Annotated in this window: 19 protein-coding genes; 16 read left to right on the top strand and 3 right to left on the bottom strand. The window is 72.3% G+C overall.

From position 1 onward, the window contains the following. The first annotated feature begins 40 nt into the window (after positions 1 to 40). From alr to OG841_RS18795, 4 genes are all read left to right on the top strand, one after another. A complete protein-coding gene (gene alr, locus OG841_RS18810) occupies positions 41 to 1,210 on the top strand; it encodes an alanine racemase (protein WP_371566181.1) in 1,170 nt (389 codons plus the stop codon). Between the two features lie 72 nt (positions 1,211 to 1,282). Further along, positions 1,283 to 2,530, top strand: coding sequence for an alpha/beta fold hydrolase (locus OG841_RS18805; protein ID WP_328640422.1), 1,248 nt, complete (start codon positions 1,283 to 1,285; stop codon positions 2,528 to 2,530). Further along, a complete protein-coding gene (gene tsaE / locus OG841_RS18800) occupies positions 2,505 to 3,008 on the top strand; it encodes a tRNA (adenosine(37)-N6)-threonylcarbamoyltransferase complex ATPase subunit type 1 TsaE (RefSeq protein ID WP_069762847.1) in 504 nt (167 codons plus the stop codon). The genes OG841_RS18805 and tsaE overlap by 26 nt, the downstream gene beginning before the upstream one ends. Positions 3,009 to 3,163: 155 nt before the next feature. Further along, on the top strand, positions 3,164 to 3,334 hold the full coding sequence (locus OG841_RS18795) for a hypothetical protein (RefSeq protein ID WP_328640423.1): 171 nt from the start codon (positions 3,164 to 3,166) through the stop codon (positions 3,332 to 3,334). Positions 3,335 to 3,340: 6 nt separating this feature from the next. Here the strand turns inward: OG841_RS18795 and OG841_RS18790 are convergent, their stop codons facing one another. Next, complete coding sequence (locus OG841_RS18790) at positions 3,341 to 3,901, bottom strand: hypothetical protein (RefSeq protein ID WP_328640424.1); 561 nt, start codon at positions 3,899 to 3,901, stop codon at positions 3,341 to 3,343. A 180-nt stretch (positions 3,902 to 4,081) separates the two neighbouring features. On the opposite strand from OG841_RS18790, the gene tsaB reads away from it, so the two are divergent. From tsaB to OG841_RS18770, 4 genes are read left to right on the top strand one after another with little or no spacing between them, the layout of a single operon-like run. Next, positions 4,082 to 4,738, top strand: a complete 657-nt coding sequence (gene tsaB, locus OG841_RS18785; RefSeq protein ID WP_328640425.1) for a tRNA (adenosine(37)-N6)-threonylcarbamoyltransferase complex dimerization subunit type 1 TsaB — start codon at positions 4,082 to 4,084, stop codon at positions 4,736 to 4,738. Further along, positions 4,735 to 5,289 (top strand): ribosomal protein S18-alanine N-acetyltransferase, encoded by a 555-nt coding sequence (gene rimI, locus OG841_RS18780; protein WP_328640426.1) that lies wholly within the window; start codon positions 4,735 to 4,737, stop codon positions 5,287 to 5,289. The genes tsaB and rimI overlap by 4 nt, the downstream gene beginning before the upstream one ends. Further along, on the top strand, positions 5,282 to 6,367 hold the full coding sequence (tsaD, locus tag OG841_RS18775; RefSeq protein WP_328640427.1) for a tRNA (adenosine(37)-N6)-threonylcarbamoyltransferase complex transferase subunit TsaD: 1,086 nt from the start codon (positions 5,282 to 5,284) through the stop codon (positions 6,365 to 6,367). Before rimI ends, tsaD begins: the two co-directional genes overlap by 8 nt. Further along, positions 6,364 to 6,621 carry a hypothetical protein gene (locus OG841_RS18770; protein WP_328640428.1) on the top strand — a complete coding sequence of 86 codons (258 nt, stop codon included), beginning with the start codon at positions 6,364 to 6,366 and terminating at the stop codon, positions 6,619 to 6,621. Before tsaD ends, OG841_RS18770 begins: the two co-directional genes overlap by 4 nt. A gap of 170 nt (positions 6,622 to 6,791) precedes the next feature. Here OG841_RS18770 and OG841_RS18765 read toward each other — a convergent pair whose 3' ends face one another. Further along, positions 6,792 to 9,104 (bottom strand): glycoside hydrolase family 3 N-terminal domain-containing protein, encoded by a 2,313-nt coding sequence (locus tag OG841_RS18765; protein ID WP_371566178.1) that lies wholly within the window; start codon positions 9,102 to 9,104, stop codon positions 6,792 to 6,794. 129 nt (positions 9,105 to 9,233) lie between these two features. Here OG841_RS18765 and OG841_RS18760 point away from each other — a divergent pair, with 129 nt between their 5' ends. From OG841_RS18760 to OG841_RS18735, 6 genes are all read left to right on the top strand, one after another. After that, on the top strand, positions 9,234 to 10,304 hold the full coding sequence (locus OG841_RS18760; RefSeq protein WP_328640430.1) for a LacI family DNA-binding transcriptional regulator: 1,071 nt from the start codon (positions 9,234 to 9,236) through the stop codon (positions 10,302 to 10,304). Between the two features lie 82 nt (positions 10,305 to 10,386). Further along, the gene (locus tag OG841_RS18755) at positions 10,387 to 11,730 is read left to right on the top strand and encodes an endo-1,4-beta-xylanase (RefSeq protein WP_328640431.1); all 1,344 of its coding nucleotides are present in this window, start codon (positions 10,387 to 10,389) and stop codon (positions 11,728 to 11,730) included. Between the two features lie 73 nt (positions 11,731 to 11,803). Then, positions 11,804 to 12,838: an LCP family protein gene (locus OG841_RS18750; RefSeq protein WP_328640432.1), complete on the top strand. Its 1,035-nt coding sequence runs from the start codon at positions 11,804 to 11,806 to the stop codon at positions 12,836 to 12,838. A gap of 83 nt (positions 12,839 to 12,921) precedes the next feature. Beyond that, complete coding sequence (locus OG841_RS18745; RefSeq protein WP_371566177.1) at positions 12,922 to 14,322, top strand: FG-GAP and VCBS repeat-containing protein; 1,401 nt, start codon at positions 12,922 to 12,924, stop codon at positions 14,320 to 14,322. Between the two features lie 137 nt (positions 14,323 to 14,459). Continuing rightward, on the top strand, positions 14,460 to 14,816 hold the full coding sequence (locus OG841_RS18740; RefSeq protein WP_037719081.1) for a YciI family protein: 357 nt from the start codon (positions 14,460 to 14,462) through the stop codon (positions 14,814 to 14,816). Positions 14,817 to 14,944: 128 nt separating this feature from the next. Next, on the top strand, positions 14,945 to 16,153 hold the full coding sequence (locus OG841_RS18735; RefSeq protein ID WP_365119657.1) for an RNA polymerase sigma factor: 1,209 nt from the start codon (positions 14,945 to 14,947) through the stop codon (positions 16,151 to 16,153). Positions 16,154 to 16,174: 21 nt separating this feature from the next. Here OG841_RS18735 and OG841_RS18730 read toward each other — a convergent pair whose 3' ends face one another. Next, on the bottom strand, positions 16,175 to 17,350 hold the full coding sequence (locus OG841_RS18730) for a class I SAM-dependent methyltransferase (protein ID WP_371566176.1): 1,176 nt from the start codon (positions 17,348 to 17,350) through the stop codon (positions 16,175 to 16,177). Positions 17,351 to 17,479: 129 nt separating this feature from the next. Here OG841_RS18730 and OG841_RS18725 point away from each other — a divergent pair, with 129 nt between their 5' ends. Together OG841_RS18725 and OG841_RS18720 are read left to right on the top strand one after the other, a co-directional pair. Further along, a complete protein-coding gene (locus tag OG841_RS18725; protein ID WP_371566175.1) occupies positions 17,480 to 18,382 on the top strand; it encodes a polysaccharide deacetylase family protein in 903 nt (300 codons plus the stop codon). Then, entirely contained in the window at positions 18,379 to 19,176 is a 798-nt protein-coding gene (locus tag OG841_RS18720) for a polysaccharide deacetylase family protein (protein WP_371566174.1), read from the top strand. Before OG841_RS18725 ends, OG841_RS18720 begins: the two co-directional genes overlap by 4 nt. The last annotated feature ends 71 nt before the right edge of the window (positions 19,177 to 19,247 follow it).

Raw genomic sequence — 19,247 nt, 5'->3', positions numbered from 1 at the left:
CATCGGCGGTGTCAGTCGCCTCTGAGACACTGGGGGCGCCATGAACGAGACAGCAACTGCCCCGACCGCACCACTGCGGGCCCGCGCCGAGATCGACCTGGCCGCGCTGCGGGCCAACGTGCGGGCCCTGCGTGCCCGCGCGTCGGGGGCCGCCGTCATGGCCGTGGTCAAGTCCGACGCGTACGGCCACGGCGCGGTGCCCTGCGCCCGCGCCGCGGTCGAGGCGGGCGCGCGCTGGCTCGGGACCGCCACGCCGGAGGAGGCTCTCGCGCTGCGGAAGGCGGGACTGCCGGGGCGGATCATGTGCTGGCTGTGGACGCCCGGCGGCCCCTGGCGGGAGGCGATCGAGGCCGACCTCGACGTGTCCGTCGGCGGGATGTGGGCGCTGCGGGAGCTCGTCGCCGCGGCCCGCGAATCCGGTCTTCCCGCGCGCGTGCAGCTCAAGGCCGACACCGGACTCGGGCGGGGCGGCTGCCAGCCGGGCGAGGACTGGGCCGAGCTGGTCGCCGAGGCCCTGCGCGCCCAGTCCGAAGGCCTCCTGCGGGTCACCGGACTCTGGTCGCACTTCGCCTGCGCCGACGAGCCCGGGCACCCCTCCATCGCCGCCCAGCTCACCCGCTTCCGGGAGATGCTGGCGTACGCCGAGGGTCAGGGCGTGAACCCCGAGGTGCGGCACATCGCCAACTCGCCCGCCACGCTCACGCTTCCGGAGAGCCACTTCGACCTCGTCCGGACCGGGATCGCGGTCTACGGCATCTCGCCCAGTCCCGAGCTCGGCGTCCCCGCCGACTTCGGACTGCGCCCGGTGATGACGCTGTCCGCGTCGATCGCGCTGGTCAAGCATGTTCCGGGCGGCCATGGCGTCAGTTACGGCCATCACTACATCACCCCGGGCGCCACGACCCTCGGCCTCGTGCCCGTCGGATACGCGGACGGCATCCCGCGGCACGCCTCCGGCGCCGGACCGGTCCTGGTCGACGGCAAGTGGCGGACGGTCGCCGGGCGGATCGCCATGGACCAGTTCGTCGTGGACCTCGGCGGCGACGAGCCCGCCACCGGCACCCGGGCCGTGCTCTTCGGTCCCGGCGACCGGGGCGAGCCCACCGCCGAGGACTGGGCGCAGGCCTCGGGCACCATCGCGTACGAAATCGTGACCCGCATCGGAACGCGCGTTCCCCGCGTCTATGTGAATGACGAACAAGCGGGGTAACCGCACAGTGCGTGCAAGAACAGCGAGACCCGCCACACCGGTAGCACCCGACCCAGCGAACAGGAGCGGTACGTGAGCGAGAGCAGTGCGGAGGCCGTCGTCGACGCCGCCGCTTCGGTGGCCCTCGCCTCCGCGGGGGCGGGCGCCGGCTGGCGTCGGGCGACCGGGATCGCCGGCGCCGCGATAGGCGTGATCGCCGCGGGCGCCGCGGCCGGTGTGGCCGTCGAGCGGCTCACCGTCGGGCGCGGGATGCGGCAGAAGGCGCGGCTCGCCCTCGACTCGACCGGGCCGTACGGCTCGCTGCGCGGTACCCCCGGCAAGGCGGAGGCCGACGACGGCACCGAGCTGTACTACGAGGTCGACGACGTCGACCCGGAAGCCGTGCCCGCGCTGTCGCCGCGCCGGCGCCGGCTGTTCGGGCGCAAGGCCCCCGCCCCCGTCACCGTCGTCTTCAGCCACGGCTACTGCCTCAGCCAGGACTCCTGGCACTTCCAGCGCGCGGCGCTCAGGGGCGTCGTGCGAACCGTGCACTGGGACCAGCGCAGCCACGGGCGGTCCGGGCGGGGCATGCGGCAGGTGCGGGACGGGGTGCCGGTCGACATCGAGCAGCTCGGGCACGACCTGAAAGCCGTCATCGACGCGACCGTCCCCGAGGGGCCGATCGTGCTCGTCGGACACTCCATGGGCGGGATGACCGTCATGGCGCTGGCCGACCAGTACCCCGAGCTGATCCGCGACCGGGTCGTGGCGGTGGCCCTGGTCGGCACGTCGTCCGGACGGCTCGGGGAGGTCAACTTCGGGCTGCCCGTCGCCGGCGTCAACGTCGTACGGCGGGTGCTGCCGGGCGTCCTCAAGGCACTGGGGCAGCGGGCCGACCTGGTGGAGAAGGGGCGGCGGGCCACCGCCGACCTGTTCGCCGGGATCATCAAGCGCTACTCCTTCGCCTCCCGGGACGTCGACCCGGCCGTCGTCCGGTTCGCCGAGCGGATGATCGAGGGCACCCCGATCGACGTGGTCGCCGAGTACTACCCGGCGTTCGACAACCACGACAAGACGGCCGCCCTCGCCCACTTCGCTGACAAGCCGGTGCTGGTGCTGGCCGGGGTGGGGGACATGGTCACGCCCAGCGAGCACAGCGAGGCGATCGCCTCCCTGCTGCCGGAGGCGGAGCTGGTGCTGGTCCCGGACGCCGGGCACCTGGTCATGCTGGAGCACCCGGAAGTGGTCACCGACCGCCTCGCCGACCTGCTCACCCGGGCGGGGGCGGTGCCCGCAGGGGCTACCGTTGGCGGTTATGGAAGCACCGCGCAACCCGGTTGAGACCGAGCTGACCGTCACCTCCCCCGAGCAGATGCGCGAGCTGGGCCTGAAGCTCGCCAAGCTGCTGCGCGCCGGGGACCTGGTGATGCTCAGCGGAGAGCTCGGCGCGGGTAAGACGACGCTGACCCGGGGCCTCGGCGAGGGGCTCGGGGTGCGGGGGGCCGTGACCTCGCCGACCTTCGTGATCGCCCGGGTGCATCCGTCCCTGGGGGACGGGCCGCCGCTCGTCCACGTCGACGCGTACCGCCTGGGCGGCGGGCTCGACGAGATGGAGGACCTCGATCTCGACGTGTCGCTGCCGGAGTCGGTGATCGTCGTGGAGTGGGGCGAGGGCAAGGTCGAGGAACTGACCGACGACCGGCTCCAGGTGCAGATCCACCGCGCGGTCGGTGACACGACCGACGAGGTGCGGCACGTGACGCTGACGCCGGTCGGGGAGCGGTGGACCGCGGCCGACCTCAGCGTGCTCACGGCCTGAGAGCCCGCCGCACCCTCCCGCGGACGCTTGCTGTGAACGTTCCGACAAACCGTCGGCAAGATATTGCGTTCGCCGTCTTGTGCGTGGTCACATGATATCCAGCTCGTAGTTAGGTGTACCTAACTTCGCCCGCCCCCGAACTTCAGGAGGCGTCCATGTCGGCCACCGAGAACCGGCCCCGCCCGCAGCCGTACGTGCTCGTCGGCGGCGTGTCCATGCGTGATCTGCTGGCGTCCTGCGCGGCGGCGGAAGCCGTCTCGACACCGCCGCGGCTGCCCGATCCGGAGACCGTGCGGGCGGCCGCGGAGCGTCCGAAAGCGGCCTGAGGGGGCTCAGGGAATCACCGCGACCGTCGCGCCGATCGTCGCGAAGGTCCACATCACGTCGCCGTCCGCACGGGACTCCCGGATGCCGCCCGTGCGCACGGCGGTCGTGGTGGAGTCGGCGGGAGGCGCCGCGTCCCGCACGGCCGCGCTGAAGCCGATCGCCACGCCGTCGACGCTGGTGAAGCGGACCACGTGTTCGATGGGAGTGCCATCGGATCCGGTCACGGCGTTGGAGCGGGAGGTGACCGCGTAGACGCCGGGGGCGGGGGTGATGTTTCCCGGGGTGACCTCGAAGGTGCGGATCACCTTGTCGCCGAGGCCGACCAGCCAGACGCGGTGACCCCTCAGGGAGTACACGACGCGGGCGCCCGTGCCGGAACCCGGCGGCAGGAGGGTGGCGTTCCTCTTGCCCCCCGGGGCCTTCGTGGTGATCGCCGGGGAGCCGTTCGTACGGGCCTTGGTGAGGTGGCCGGGGGCCGCTGCGTAAGCCTGGTAGCCGAGGAAGCCGACCGTTGCGAGGGCCGCTGCGGTGAGGGCGGTTACGAAGCCTGCGCTGCTGGGTGCCACCGGTTACCTCTTGAGTATTTAGTCCTCATTTGTGGTGACGGTAGCAGGTCGCCGGGCCGGTGCGGCGCCGCTGCGGCCGGTCGCGCCCGCGCGCCGGAGCCGCCCCTCGATACCCGCCCCGCGCCCGTCCCTGTGCGGACTGCGGCCGCCTCGGGCTCCCCGGAGCCGTAGGCTGTTTGCGTGCTCTTGCTCGCTCTGGATACCGCCACCCCCGCCGTGACCGTCGCCCTGCATGACGGGCGTGACGTCGTCGCCTCGTTCAGCCAGGTGGACGCGCGTCGGCACGGGGAGCTGTTGTTGCCGGCCGTCGACCGGGTGCTCGCGGACGCGGGGGTGAAGCTGGACGCGGTCACCGCGATCGTCGTGGGGACCGGGCCCGGGCCCTACACCGGGCTGCGCGTCGGGCTCATGACCGCCGACACCTTCGGGCTCGCCCTCGGGATCCCCGTGCACGGGATGTGCACCCTCGACGGGCTCGCGTACGCGGCCGACCCCGGCGAGGGACCCTTCGTCGTGGCGACCGACGCGCGGCGCAAGGAGGTCTACTGGGCGCGGTACGAGAACTCCCGTACCCGGACCGGTGAACCCGCCGTCGACCGGCCCGCCGACATCGCCGAGCAGGTCAAGGGGCTGCCCGCCGTCGGCGCCGGGGCGCTGCTCTACCCCGACACCTTCCCCGACGCCCGCGAGCCCGAGTACGTCTCCGCCGCCGCACTCGCCTCCCTGGCGGCCGAGCGGATCGGGGCCGGGGAGGAACTGCCCGCGCCGCGGCCGCTGTATCTGCGCCGGCCCGACGCCCAGGTTCCCAAGAACTACAAGGTGGTCACCCCCAAGTGACCACACCTGTGACTCCTGTGCTGCGCGAGATGCGGTGGTGGGACATCGATTCCGTCCTGGAACTGGAGAAGGACCTCTTCCCGGAGGACGCCTGGTCCCGGGGCATGTTCTGGTCCGAGCTCGCGCACTCCCGCGGCCCCGAGGCCACCCGGCGGTACGTGGTGGCCGAGGAGGGCGAACGGCTCGTCGGATACGCCGGACTCGCCTCCGCCGGCACTGCATCCGACAGCGACTCCGCCGCGGGGGCCGACGTCCAGACGATCGCCGTCGCCCGCGACCACTGGGGCACCGGACTCGGCTCGGTGCTGCTGACCGAGCTGCTGCGGGCCGCGACCGCCTTCGAGTGCGCCGAAGTGATGCTGGAGTGCCGGATCGACAACGTCCGCGCCCAGAAGCTCTACGAGCGCTTCGGCTTCGAGGCCATCGGGTTCCGCCGCGGCTACTACCAGCCGGGCAATGTGGACGCCCTGGTCATGCGACTGACCACAGCATCCGACAGCGGCTCCGCCGCGGTGTCGACATCCGAACGAGGAACCGAGATCAATGGCTGACGAACCGCTTGTCCTGGGCATCGAGACCTCCTGTGACGAGACCGGCGTCGGCATCGTCCGGGGGACCACCCTGCTGGCCGACGCCATCGCGTCCAGCGTCGACGAGCACGCCCGGTTCGGCGGCGTGGTGCCGGAGGTGGCCAGCAGGGCGCACCTCGAGGCGATGGTGCCGACCATCGAGCGCGCCCTGAAGGAAGCCGGGGTGAGCGCGCGCGACCTCGACGGGATCGCCGTCACCGCCGGTCCCGGACTCGCCGGCGCGCTGCTCGTCGGGGTCTCCGCGGCGAAGGCGTACGCCTACGCCCTCGGCAAGCCCCTCTACGGCGTCAATCACCTCGCCTCCCACATCTGCGTGGACCAGCTGGAGCACGGTGCGCTGCCCGAGCCGACGATGGCGCTGCTCGTCTCCGGCGGGCACTCCTCGCTGCTGCTGTCGAGCGACATCACCTCCGACGTACGGCCGATGGGCGCGACCATCGACGACGCGGCGGGCGAGGCCTTCGACAAGATCGCCCGGGTGCTGAACCTCGGCTTCCCCGGCGGTCCGGTCATCGACCGGTACGCGCGCGAGGGCGACCCGTCGGCGATCGCGTTCCCGCGCGGTCTGACCGGGCCGCGCGACCCGGCGTACGACTTCTCCTTCTCCGGCCTCAAGACGGCGGTGGCCCGCTGGATCGAGGCGAAGCGGGCCGCGGGGGAGGAGGTGCCGGTGCGTGACGTGGCGGCCTCCTTCCAGGAGGCGGTCGTGGACGTGCTGACCCGCAAGGCCGTGCGGGCCTGCAAGGACGAGGGCGTCGACCACCTGATGATCGGCGGCGGCGTGGCCGCCAACTCGCGGCTGCGGGCCCTGGCCCTGGAGCGCTGCGAGGCCGCCGGGATCCGACTGCGGGTGCCCCGCCCCAAGCTGTGCACGGACAACGGCGCGATGGTCGCCGCGCTCGGCGCCGAGATGGTCGCCCGTAACCGCGCCGCCTCCAGCTGGGACCTCTCCGCCGACTCCTCCCTCCCGGTGACCGACCCGCACGTGCCGGGCCACGACCATGTGCACGAGGTCAGCAAGGAGAACCTCTACTCGTGACGGTCACGCTGATGTGGGAGGCCCGGGCGGCCGAGGGGCGGGGCGAGGAACTGCTTGCCTGGGCCCGCCGACAGGAGCTTCCCCTACGGCCGTTGCGGCGCGAGACCTTCCGGGCACCGCAGGACCGCGTCCTGGTCCTCACGTGGTGGGACGCGGTCCACGACGCCGAGCTCCCCGAACTCCCCGAACCCGAGGGTGGGTTGGTCGCTCGGTCGGTGCATCGGTGGCGGTTCGAGTCGTTGGGCGCGGACTGAGCTCACTCCGTCGGCGACACCTCCGTCCCGCAGCGCAGCCGGCGGTCCGTGCCCCACTGCGGTGACGCGGTCCACGACGCCCAGCTTCCCGAACTCCCCGGGTCCGGCGACGGGTTGGTCGCTCGGTCGGTGCATCGGTGGCGGTTCGAGTCGTTGGGCGCGGACTGAGCTCACTCCGTCGGCGACACCTCCGTCCCGCAGCGCAGCCGGCGGTCCGTGCCCACCTCCCGGACCGGGCCCGTGAGACGCAGCAGTGATGTGTGCCGGACCTCCGCGCTCGACGCCGCCAGCCGCAGCTCCAGGTCGCCCGGTTCGACGACGCGGCGGCCCTTGCGGTCGGTGAACGCCGACAGCTCGGCATGGAAGCGGAAGGTCACGCGACGGGACTCGCCCGGCTCCAGCTCCAGCCGCCGATAGCCGATCAGGCGGACGTCCGGGCGGGTCACCGAGGCGACCGGGTCGTGCAGATACAACTGGACGACCTCGGCGCCCGCCCGGCCCCCCGCGTTGCGCACGGTCAGCGACACGTCGTGGGTGCCGTCCGTGCCGATCTCCTCCCGGGCCCCGCCGCCCGTGAAGTCCTCCCACACGAACTCCGTGTAGGAGCCCCCGTGTCCGAAGGCGTACAGCGGGGTCGGGTCCAGGTTGCTGACCTCGCCCGCGAGGCCGAGCGGCGGCTGGAGGTAGGTCCACGGCTGGCCGCCGGGCACCTGCGGGACGCTCACCGGAAGGCGGCCCGAGGGGTTGACCCGGCCCGACAGTACTCCGGCGACGGCCGGGCCGCCCTCCTCGCCGGGGAAGAACGCCTGGACGACCGCACCGAGCCGGCCGTGCCAGCGGCCGAGCGCGTAGGGGCGGCCGGTCAGCAGGACCAGCACGACCGGGACACCGGTCGCGACCAGGGAGTCCAGCAACTCCCCCTGGACGCCCGGCAGGCGCAGGTCCGTCACGTCGCAGCCCTCGCCCGAGGTGCCCCGGCCGAAGAGGCCCGCCCGGTCGCCGAGCACCGCCACGCAGACGTCCGCCTCCGCCGTCCGGGCCACCGCCTCCTCGAAGCCCCCGGTGTCCGGCTCGTCGACCCCGCAGCCCTCGGTGAACGTCACCTTGGCGTCGGGGAGTTCGGTGCGCAGGGCCTGAAGGACCGTGGGGATCTCGATGCCCATCGGGACGTCGGGGTGGTGGGTGAGGACGTGGGAGGGGAAGGAGTAGCAGCCCAGCATGGCGAGGGCGTCGGCGGCGCGGGGGCCGACGACCGCGATCCGGGTGTCGGGGGCCAATGGGAGCAGGCCGCCCGGGTTGTCCAGGAGTACCACCGACTCCTCGGCGAGGCGGCGGGCCAGGGCGCGGTTCGCCGTCGAGTCCAGGTCGATCCGCTCGGTGGGTTCCGGGCTCCAGTCCTCGTCCAGGAGGCCCAGCTCGCACTTCTGGAGCAGGACCCGGCGGGCCGCCCGGTCGATCAGGGACTCGGGGATCTCACCCGCGCGGACGGCATCGATCAGGGGGGTGCCGTAGCACTTGAGGGTGGGCAGTTCGACGTCGAGGCCCGCCGCGAGGGCCGCGTGGGCCGCGTCCGCCTCGGTGCCGGCGATCCGGTGCTGGGTCTGGAGAAAGCCGACGCCGAAGTAGTCGGAGACCACCGTGCCGGTGAACCCCCACTCCTCGCGCAGGAGCTCCGTCAGCAGTCCGGGGTCGGCGGAGGCCGGGACGCCGTCCGTGTCGGTGTACGCGGCCATCACCGAGCGGGCCCCGCCCTCGCGCAGGGCGAACTCGAAGGGCGGCAGGGTGATGTCGGCGAACTCCCGCACGCCCGCGCGCACGGGCGCGAGGTTGCGGGCGCCGGCCGAGGAGGCGTACCCGGCGAAGTGCTTGAGCGTGGCGACGATCCCCGCCGATTCTAGACCCCGGACGTACGCCGCGCCGATCGTGCCCACCAGGTACGGGTCCTCGCCGATCGTCTCCTCGACCCGCCCCCAGCGCGGGTCGCGCACGACGTCCAGAACGGGGGCCAGGCCCTGGTGGACACCGACCGCGCGCAGGTCGCGGCCGATGGCACCGGCCATCTCCTCGACGAGATCGGCGTCCCAGCTCGCGCCCCAGGCGAGCGGGACCGGATAGGCGGTGGCCCGCCAGGTGGTGAAGCCGGCCAGGCACTCCTCGTGGGCCAGCGCCGGGATGCCGAAACGGCCCGCTTCGGTGATACGGCGCTGGGCGCGGGCCAGTGCCTGCGCGCCCAGCGCCGGGTCCACGGGGGCGGTGCCGAAGGGGCGGGTGAGCTGGCCCAGGCCCCGGGTGATCAGCTCGTCCCAGTCGTAGGCGGCGGTCATCTCGCGCTGGAGGGGGGCGACTCCGTCCCCGTCCGTGCTGGCGCCCACCCACACGCCGTAGAGCTGGGCGGTCTTCTCCTGAAGGGTCATCCGGGAGAGGAGGTCGTCGACGCGGGCGGAGGCGGTCAGGGCGGGGTCACGCCAGGGCGCGGTGGTCATGTAACTCCTGTCGGGCTCGACTGTCGGGCCGACCTTCACGAATGTTTCGATATGTAATCCGAATGTTTTGGGAACCTAGGGCCGCCGGAAGGGTTCGTCAAGAGGTCGCGCAGGGATACGATCGCCGCCATGACACCCCCGGAGCCCGCAGAAACCCGGACGACTTCCCCGACACCCTCGACAGCCGGCCGGTCGCCGCAGACCGCCACGCTCGCCGAGATCGCCCGGGAGGCCGGCGTTTCGGCGCCGACAGTTTCGAAGGTCCTCAATGGCCGGGCCGACGTCGCTCCCGCGACCCGCGCCCGCGTCGAAGGCCTCCTGCGCGCGCACGGCTACCGGCGCCGGCGCGCCGAGGCGAGCCGTTCGCCCCTGATCGACCTGGTCTTCCACGAGCTGGAGAGCGCGTGGGCGATGGAGGTCATCCGGGGCGTGGAGAACGTGGCCCGCGACGCCGGGCTCAGCGTCGTGCTGAGCGAGAGCGCGGGCCGGCTCACCCCCGGGCGCACCTGGGCCGACCAGGTCGCCGCCCGCCGCCCCTACGGCGTGATCCTCGTGCTCTCCGGGCTCGACGAGTCCCAGCGCGCGCTGCTGAGCAGCAGGTCGATCCCGTTCGTGGTGATGGACCCGGCGGGCGATCCGGGTGCCGACGTGCCCTCCATCGGCGCGACCAACTGGCAGGGCGGGCTCGCCGCGACCCGGCATCTCGTCGAGCTCGGGCACCGCAGGATCGGGGCGATCTCCGGCCCCTCCCGCATGATGTGCAGCCGCGCCCGCATCGACGGCTACCGGGCCGCCCTGGAGACCGCGGGGCTGCCCGTCGACCCCGGGCTGATCATGGCCGGCGACTTCCACCACGAGACCGGCTACCGCCAGGGCCTGGCGCTCCTGCGCCGTCCCGACCGGCCCACCGCGGTCTTCGCCGGCAACGACCTCCAGGCGCTCGGTCTGTACGAGGCGGCCCGCGAGCTGGGGCTGCGCATCCCGGAGGACCTGAGCGTGGTCGGGTTCGACGACCTTCCGGTGGCACCCTGGGTGGGTCCGCCGCTGACGACCGTACGGCAGCCGCTGACCGAGATGGCCGAGGCCGCGGCGAAGCTGGTGCTGGACCTGGGGCGGGACGGCGGGAGCCCGGCGGCGACCCGGGTGGAGCTGGCGACGAGCCTGGTGGTGCGCAGCAGTACCGCTGAGGCCGAGGGGTGAGCCATTGACGGGTGGGGTGTGTGCGCCCACACTCCTCCGAAGCCAATCGGTTGCATGACCGAAACTTTCGGAGGCACCCGCAATGAGATCTCTGAGAACCGGCTTATCCCTTGTGTCCCTCCTGAGCGGCCTCGCGCTGCTCGCCCCGGCCCCCACGGCGAGCGCCGCCGACGTACCCCTGCGCGACCTCGCCGCGGCCAAGGGCAAGGTCATGGGCACGGCCGTCACCGGCTCCAAGCTCACCGGCACCTACGGCGACCTCGCCGGGGCGCAGTTCAACTCGCTGACGCCCGGCAACGCCATGAAGTGGGGCTCGGTCGAGCCGACCCGGGGCAGCTACAACTGGGCCGAGGCCGACCAGATCGTGAACTTCGCCGAGGCCCACGGCCAGCAGGTGCGCGGCCACACCCTGCTCTGGCACAACCAGAACCCGAGCTGGCTGACGAACGGCACCTGGACCGCAGCTCAGCTCGGTCAGCTGATGAACGACCACATCGCGCTGGAGGTCGGCCGCTACAAGGGCCGGCTGGCCGCCTGGGACGTCGTCAACGAGGCCTTCAACGAGGACGGCACCTACCGCCAGACCCTCTGGTACAACGGCCTCGGCACCGGCTACATCGCCCAGGCCCTCACCGCCGCCCGCGCCGCCGACCCGGCCGCCAGGCTCTACATCAACGACTACAACGTCGAGGGTGTCAACGCGAAGTCCACGGCCCTCTACAACCTGGTCAAGTCGCTGAAGGAACAGGGCGTCCCGATCGACGGGGTCGGGCTCCAGGCCCATCTGATCGTCGGCCAGGTGCCCTCCACCCTCCAGCAGAACATCCAGCGCTTCGCCGACCTCGGAGTCGACGTGGCGATCACCGAGCTCGACATCCGGATGCCGCTGCCCTCCGACAGCACGAAGCTCGCGCAGCAGGCCGCCGACTACAAGGCCGTCATGAACGCGTGCGTGGCGGTCGCGCGCTGCGCCGGCGTCACCGTCTGGGGCTTCACCGACTCCGACTCCTGGATCCCGAGCACCTTCCCGGGGGAGGGCGCGGCGACCCCGTACGACGAGAACTACGCGCCGAAACCCGCGTACCACGCGATCGCGGCGGCGCTCGGCGGCACGACCACGCCTCCGCCGACCGGCGCGTGCACCGCGGCGTACAGCGTGACCAGTCAGTGGGACACCGGCTTCACGGGACAGGTGAAGATCTCCTGTTCGGGTGCCGCGCTGTCGTCGTGGAAGGCCGGCTGGACGTACGGCGGCGGGCAGCGGATCACCCAGGCCTGGAACGCGACCTGCACCCAGTCGGGGACCGCGGTCGGTTGCTCGAACGCGGCCTACAACGGGACCGTGCCGGACGGCGGTTCGGTGACCTTCGGATTCAACGCCTCGTGGAACGGCAGCAATCCGGTACCGGCCGTGACGCTGGAATGAGAAGTCTGAGATTTTCCGAAGAAAGCCGTCCAGGAGGCCTTCCTCGTAATAATTCGGACGTACGTTCCTCCCTGTGGCGGGAGACGACGAGGGCAGACGAGCGGGTCGGCGGCCGAGAGTACTGAAGGCCGTCGGCCTCACGCTCGTGGGCACGCTGGTCCTGGGATGTGCCGCGGCGGGCTGGGCGTACTGGCACCTCAACAGCAACATCAAGAGCGTCGACATCAACAGCGCGCTCGGCGACGACCGCCCCGCGAAGGTGACGCCGGCCCCTTCGGCCTCGCAGGAGGCGCCGCTGCCCACGGAAGCGGTGAACATCCTGGTCCTGGGCTCCGACTCGCGCAGCGGCAAGGAGAACCAGGCGCTCGGGGGCGGCAGCAGCACCGGCGCCCGGTCCGACACCGCGATGGTCGTGCACATCGACGCGGGCCGCACCGCGGCGACGGTCGTCAGCATCCCGCGCGACACCCTCGTCACCCGCCCGTCGTGCCCCCTGGAGAGCGGGGGCTCCACGTCGGCGGCGTACGGCGCGATGTTCAACAGCGCCTACTCGGTGGGCGGTCCGGTGTGCGCGGTCAAGACCGTCGAGTCGATCACGGACGTCCGCATGGACCACTACGTCGAGATCGACTTCTCGGGCTTCGCGAAGCTGGTCGACGCGCTCGGCGGGGTCACGGTGACCACGGACGAGGACATCGACGACGACGACAGCCACCTCACCCTCAAGGCGGGCACCCACCACCTGAACGGCACGCAGGCCCTCGCGTTCGCCCGCACCCGGCACGGCATAGGCGACGGCAGCGACCTGGGCCGCATAGGCCTCCAGCAGAAGCTGGTGAAGGCCCTGCTGGAGCAGATCTCCTCGACGAACCTGCTGACCAGCCCCACCAAGCTGTACTCCGTCGCCGACGCGATCACCGGCAGTCTCACCACCGACACCGGCCTCGACTCCCTGACCGAGCTGATGAGCCTCGGCGAGAGCCTGAAGGGCCTGTCGAGCGACGACGTGAAGACGGTGACCATGCCGGTCGTGACCGCGCCCTCGAACCCGAACCGGGTGGTGGCGAAGGAACCCGCGGCGAGCGAGTTGTGGGAGTCGCTGCGCTGAAGAGCGGGACGACGGTTGCAACCATCGGGCGTCCAGTGGTGTCTGTTGCGGTGACCACATTGCAGTAATCAGGGGGATCACCGATGTCCAACTCGCGTTCGTACAAAGCCTGGTCCGTGCCACTGATCGCCGGCGTGCTCGCGCTCGGCGGGATACCCGCCCTGGCGGGCACCGCCGCGGCGGCCGCCCCGAAGTCCGTCCACGACGTCGTGGACGACTTCAACGGCGACGGCTACAAGGACCTCGCCGTCGGCGCCCCGATCGCCACGGTCGGCGGCAAGCAGGGGGCGGGCTACGTCACCGTCATGTACGGCGGCCCGCACGGTCTGACCAAGGACCACCGCACGATCATCAGCCGTTCCACCAGCGGCATCCCGGGCGATCCCGCCGCGGGCGAGAACTTCGGCTACCAGCTGTCCACGGGGGACCTGGACGGCGACAGGCGCACCGACCTGATCATCGGGCAGGCCTCCTCGACCCGGGACGCGGTCGTCGTCTGGGGCGGCCAGGACGGCCTGTCCGGCGGGGTGTCCGTGCCCGCGGCCACCACTCAGGCCGGAGACTTCGACGGCGACGGCAAGCAGGACCTGGTCCTGTTCCGCGGCGGCCGCTCCCCGGGCGACGACCCGCTCGGCACCGAGGCCACCGTCTGGCGGGGCCCGATCTCCCGGGCCGGGAAGCCGACCGCCACGCAGGACTTCGGCTCGACCAAGGTGGAGCCCTTCGACGTGATGTACGCGGCCGCCGGGGACGTCAACGGCGACGGCCGCGACGACCTCGCGCTGACCGTCTACACCGGCGACGGCGGCATCGGCTCCCAGCTCTACCTGGCCAACGCCTCGGGAGGCGCCTTCACCTATGCCGCCGGCCCCGAGGGCAGCGGTCAGGTGGCCTTCGGTGACGTCAACGGCGACGGTTTCGCAGACGTCGTCCGGGGCGTCCCGAACGAGTCCACGGTCACCGTGGCCCTCGGCTCGACCTCCGGTCTGAAGCCGGCGTCGACCTGGAAGTCGTACAGCCAGGACACCGACGGGGTCCCCGGCGCCACGGAGGAGGAGGACCGTTTCGGCGACGCGGTGGCCGCCGGTGACGTCAACGGCGACGGCTACGCCGACGTGGCCGTGGGCGCGCCCGGCGAGAGGCTCGGCGACAAGGACGGGGCGGGCATGGTCAACGTCCTCTACGGCAGCCACGACGGCCTGACCGGCAATGCCGCCCAGGGCTTCACCCAGGACACCGACGGCGTCCCCGGTGCCGCGGAGTCGAGCGACAACTTCGGCGGCTCGGTCAGCCTCCTCGACATCAACGGCAACAGCTACGCGGACCTCGCTGCGGCGGCGCCCCGCGAGAACACCGGCGACGGCGCGGTCTGGTCGCTGCGGGGGCGTCCGACCGGCATCGTGACGGACGCGGCGTTCACCTTCGGCCCGGTGACGATCGGGGCGCCGTCCGCCAAGGCGTGGTTCGGCGGGGTGCTGTCGTAGCAGGTCAGGACCCTGTTTCGGGGCCCTGGAAAAAATCTCCGAAGAAATCCGCGGGGTCTGTCGATCCCGGCCTCTCCCGATCGACGCACTGGTGAGAGGCCGGGAAGGACCGGCCCCGTAGCGACCGAGGAGTCACCATGCCGCGTTACCTGTCGATGGTCCAGATCGACGAGAAGACCGCCCCCGCCGAGGGCCCCAGCGACGCGCTGATGCAGCGGATGGGCGAGCTGATCGAGGAGATGACGAAGGCCGGAGTGCTGCTGGACACCGCCGGGCTGACGCCGACCGCGCAGGGGGCCCGGGTGCGCTGGGAGAAGGGGCAGCTGTCGGTGACCGACGGCCCCTTCACCGAGGCGAAGGAGGTCGTCGGGGGGTACGCCATCGTCCAGGCCAAGGACATGGCCGAGGCGATCGAGTGGACCAAGCGCTTCCTGAAGGTGCACGAGGAGCACTGGACGGTCACCTGCGAGGTGCGGGAGATCGCGGAGGGCTGAGCCCGCTTCCTTGGCTGCGGGGCCGTACGGGTGTCGAATGGGGGGCTGTGACCTCACAGCCCCCCGAAGCCGATGCCCGCACCTCCGCCGAAGCCGACGCCCGCGCCTCCGTCGAGACCGTCTTCCGCATGGAGTCGCCGCGCATCATCGCCGGTGTCACCCGTGTCGTCCGGGACGTCGGCATCGCCGAGGAGCTCGCCCAGGACGCCCTGGTCGCGGCACTGGAGCAGTGGCCGCGCGACGGCGTCCCCGACAACCCCGGCGCCTGGCTCATGGCCATCGCGCGCAGACGGGCCGTGGACCTGGTCCGCCGCCGGGAGAACTACGCCCGCAAGCTGGCCGAGATCGGCCGGGACCTGTCGGAGACCGCCCCGCCGGAGGAACCGTCCGACCCCGAGGACATCGACGACGACCTGCTCAGACTCGTCTTCACCACCTGTCACCCGGTGCTGTCCGCCGAGGCCCGCACCGCCCTCACCCTGCGGCTGCTCGGCGGTCTGACCACTCCCGAGATCGCCCGCGCCTTCCTCGTCCCGGAGGCGACGGTCGCCCAGCGCATCGTGCGCGCCAAGCGGACCCTCGCCACGAAGAACATCGCCTTCGAGGTGCCCTACGGCCCCGACCGCGAGGCCCGCCTCGGATCCGTCCTGGACGTCATCTACCTGATCTTCAACGAGGGATACGCGGCCACGGCAGGCGACGACTGGCTGCGCCCCTCCCTGTGCGAGGACGCCCTGCGGCTGGCCCGCCTGCTGTCCGCCCTCATGCCCAAGGAACCCGAAGTGCACGGCCTCGCCGCCCTGTTGGAGTTCCAGGCCTCGCGCACGGCCGCCCGCACCGGACCGCGGGGCGAACCGGTCCTGCTCAGGGACCAGAACCGCAGCCGCTGGAACCGCATGCTCATCGCCCGCGGCATCAAGGCCCTGGGCCGCGCGGAGGCCACGGCCGCGGGCGCCCCCGGCCCCTACGTCCTCCAGGCCGCCATCGCCGCCTGCCACGCGCACGCGTACTCCTACGACGAGACCGACTGGCCGGCCATCGCCACCCTCTACGCCCTGCTCGCCGCCCGCGCCCCCTCCCCGGTCGTCGAACTCAACCGCGCGGTCGCCGTCTCGATGGCCGAGGGCCCGGGCCCGGCCCTGGAGATCGTCGACGCGCTCACCGACGAACCCGCGCTGCTCGACTACCACTTGCTACCGAGCGTGCGCGGCGACCTCCTCGCCCGCCTCGGACGTACGACCGAGGCGCGGGCCGAGTTCGAGCGGGCGGCCGCGCTGACCCGCAACGAGCGGGAGCGGGAGCTGCTGCTGGACCGGGCGCGGGAGTGCGGTCGGTGATCCGTTGTCACCTGGAGCCGCTCACGTAAGTCCCGCCGGCCGTCCCAGCAGCATGGTCGGTGCCCCCGCGACCCGGGTCAGGAACACGGTCACCGAGTTGGGTCCCTGCGGCTTCGGAAGCGCCTTGCGGCGCAGTTCCTCCGGCTCGACGGCCGACCCGCGCTTCTTCACGGTCAGGATCCCGACCTCCCGCTCCCGCAGCAGCGCCTTCAACTTCTTGACGTTGAAGGGGAGTCGGTCGGTGATCTCGTACGCCGTGGCGTACGGGGTCGCGCGCAACGCGTCCGCGGTGACGTAGGCGATGGTGGGGTCGATCAGCCCGCCGTCGAGCTCCTCGGCCGCCTCGGCCACCAGATGGGCCCGGATGACGGCGCCGTCGGGCTCGTACAAGTACCGCCCCACGGAACGGACTCCGGGGTCGGGGAGCCCCCGGCCGAGCAGGCTCCGCGGTCCCGGCAGCAGCGTGGCCCGGACGGCTCCCGGTGCGGTGCCGAACCACAGCACCGCCTCCTTCACGTCCCCGCCGTCGGAGATCCACTCCGCCTCGGCCTGCGCCGGAACCGCCTCGTGCGGGATGCCGGGCGCGACCTTCAGCGCGGCGTGTGGGGCCCGCAGAGCCGCCCGGACCGCCCACGACAGGGGCGGCGAGTAGGCCTCCGGATCGAAGATGCGGCCACGCCCGCCCCGCCTCGCCGGATCCACGAACACGGCGTCGTAGGAGGCTGTGTCGACCTCCGTGACGTCCGCCTCGCGTACGTCGATCAGGCCGGCGAGTCCCAGCGCGTCCGCGTTCGCCCGCGCGGCCGCCGCCGTCAGCGGATCCCGGTCCACCGCGAGGACCCGGATCCCGGCCCGGGCCAGCGCGATCGCGTCCCCGCCGATCCCGCAGCACAGGTCGGCGACGGAGGTGGCGCCCAGGGCCCGCAGGCGCTCCGCGCGGTATGCCGCCACGCTCGCCCGGGTCGACTGCTCCACCCCGTTCGGCGTGAAGAACATCCGCTCCGCGTCCTCGGCCCCGAACTTGGCCGCCGCCCGCTGCCGCAACCGCGCCTGGCCGAGCGCCGCGGAGACGAGTTCGGCGGGATGCTCGCGGCGCAGCCGGGTGGCGACGGCGAGTTCGTCGGCGGGGGCGGTACCGCGCACTTCGTCGAGGAGGGCACGGCCCTCGGGGGCGAGGAGGGGGGCGAGGTCGTTCACCGGGTCATTGTGGGCCAGTCGGTGGACGGTCCGCTTCCAGCGGCGGTGTCGGCTCGGGTGCGAGGCCGTGACCTGCGAGGATCCGGCCTCATGGGAACAGTAGGACAAAAGTATAAAAATGGTGCGTTGATGGTGTCGGTGTCGATCCGTGGCGGCCTCGTCCTCCTGGCGGTGGCCGCCCTGGTCTCCGGCTGCGCCGGCCCGGCCGGGACCGGCGTACGGCCGCAGCAGCCCCTCAACGCGCCCCCGGCTCCCGCCGGAGACCTCCAGGCCGACAAGACCCGTATCCGGGCCGCCCGGCTCCGCGCCGAGCAGATCCGGATCGCCGCCGCCAGGCGCTGGGGCCTGAAGGAGGTGCCACTGACGGCCCCGCCGGCGCCCGTGGCCAAGCCCCGCATCACCACCCGCCACGGCTTCGAGGTCGACGGCCACGAGGAGAAGGGGCTGCCCCCGGTCTTCACCACGGTCCCCACCGAGCAGAAGATCGTCTTCCTCACCATCGACGACGGCGCCGAGAAGGACCCCGCATTCCTGCGGATGATGAGCGAGCTGAAGATCCCGTACACCGCCTTCCTCAGCGACTACCTGGTCAAGGACGACTACGGCTACTTCGCGAGGATGCGGGACACGGGGGTGGTGCTGAACAACCACACGCTCCACCACCCCTACCTGCCCGCGCTGTCGTACGCCGGCCAGCAGCGCGAGATCTGTGGGATGCAGGACGTCATGGAAAGGCGGTTCGGCAAGCGGCCCACGCTCTTCCGCCCGCCCTACGGCAACTACAACGAGGACACCCTGCGCGCGGCCAGGTCCTGCGGCATCAAGTACGCGCCCATCTGGAACGAAGAGGTCTTCGTCGACCACTGGGAGTACCGCGAGCCGGACCAGGACATCCACCCCGGCGACATCGTGCTCAGCCACTTCCGGGGCCGGGAGGACTGGAAGGGCACGATGCCCGACATGGTCCGCCGCTTCCTGAACAGGATCACGGCCGAGGGGTACGCGGTGGCCCGCCTCGAGGACTACCTGTGAGAGCGCGGGCACTGGTCGCCGGCGGGCTGGCCGCCGTCCTGCTCACCGGCTGTGCCCAGTCCGTCGATCCCATCGAACGGCTGGGCAAGAAGGCGGCGCAGCGGGTGGGGTCGGACGGACCGGGCGGGGACGGAGCGGACGGACGGCCGTACCGCCACTGGGGCCTCCTGGCCCCGCTGCATACGCCCCCGCGGGTGCCGGTGCGCGCGGCGGTGCGCCGGGCCGGCCTGCCGCCGGTCGTCAGACGTGTCGGGACGTCCGACAAGGTCGTCTTCCTCACCTATGACGACGGTGCCGAGAGGGATCCGCGGTTCGTCGACATGGTCCGTGAACTGCGGCTGCCCGTCAGCATGTTCCTCACCGACAGTGTCGTCGGCCCCGGGTACGGCCACTTCGCGCGCCTCCAGTCGGTCGGCGCGAGCATCCAGAACCACACCCTGGACCACCCCGCCCTGCGCGGGCTGCCGTACCCCGGCCAGCGCGCCGAGATCTGCGGCCAGCAGGAGAAGGTGCGGTCCCGCTTCGGGATCCGGCCGCGGCTGTTCCGGCCGCCCTATGGCACGTACGACCGCACGACCCTGCGCGCGGCGGCCGACTGCGGGCTCTCGGCGGTGGTGCTGTGGAGCGTGTCGCCGGCGGGTGGCGCGCCGCAGCGGCCGCTGCGGGCGGGAGACATCGTCTCGGTGGCATCGGGGGAGGCGTCGGGACCGACGCTGACGGAACGGACGACGAGGGTGCTGCGGGAGATCGAGCGGCGCGGGCTGACGGTGGGGCGGCTGGAGGACTATCTGTAGGTGCTCCGGCCACGCCACCGGAGACGCGATTGGCACTCCGCTTGACCGAGTGCTAATCGCGGTCATAGTCT

Origin of the sequence: Streptomyces canus, assembly GCF_041435015.1 — a bacterium.
Taxonomy (GTDB): Bacteria; Actinomycetota; Actinomycetes; order Streptomycetales; family Streptomycetaceae; genus Streptomyces; species Streptomyces canus_G.
Note: the sequence above shows the minus strand (reverse complement) of the source record. Positions and strands in the feature narration are given on the sequence as shown.

Excerpts from the sequence above, each read along its gene's own strand:
- OG841_RS18745 (WP_371566177.1), top strand. The coding sequence starts at position 12,922 with ATGTCCAACTCGCGTTCGTACAAAGCCTGGTCCGTGCCACTGATCGCC.
- alr (WP_371566181.1), top strand. The coding sequence starts at position 41 with ATGAACGAGACAGCAACTGCCCCGACCGCACCACTGCGGGCCCGCGCC.
- tsaE (WP_069762847.1), top strand. The coding sequence starts at position 2,505 with ATGGAAGCACCGCGCAACCCGGTTGAGACCGAGCTGACCGTCACCTCC.
- OG841_RS18755 (WP_328640431.1), top strand. The coding sequence starts at position 10,387 with ATGAGATCTCTGAGAACCGGCTTATCCCTTGTGTCCCTCCTGAGCGGC.
- tsaD (WP_328640427.1), top strand. The coding sequence starts at position 5,282 with ATGGCTGACGAACCGCTTGTCCTGGGCATCGAGACCTCCTGTGACGAG.
- OG841_RS18740 (WP_037719081.1), top strand. The coding sequence starts at position 14,460 with ATGCCGCGTTACCTGTCGATGGTCCAGATCGACGAGAAGACCGCCCCC.
- OG841_RS18725 (WP_371566175.1), top strand. The coding sequence starts at position 17,480 with ATGGTGTCGGTGTCGATCCGTGGCGGCCTCGTCCTCCTGGCGGTGGCC.
- OG841_RS18760 (WP_328640430.1), top strand. The coding sequence starts at position 9,234 with ATGACACCCCCGGAGCCCGCAGAAACCCGGACGACTTCCCCGACACCC.
- OG841_RS18765 (WP_371566178.1), bottom strand. The coding sequence starts at position 9,104 with ATGACCACCGCGCCCTGGCGTGACCCCGCCCTGACCGCCTCCGCCCGC.
- OG841_RS18735 (WP_365119657.1), top strand. The coding sequence starts at position 14,945 with ATGGAGTCGCCGCGCATCATCGCCGGTGTCACCCGTGTCGTCCGGGAC.
- OG841_RS18795 (WP_328640423.1), top strand. The coding sequence starts at position 3,164 with ATGTCGGCCACCGAGAACCGGCCCCGCCCGCAGCCGTACGTGCTCGTC.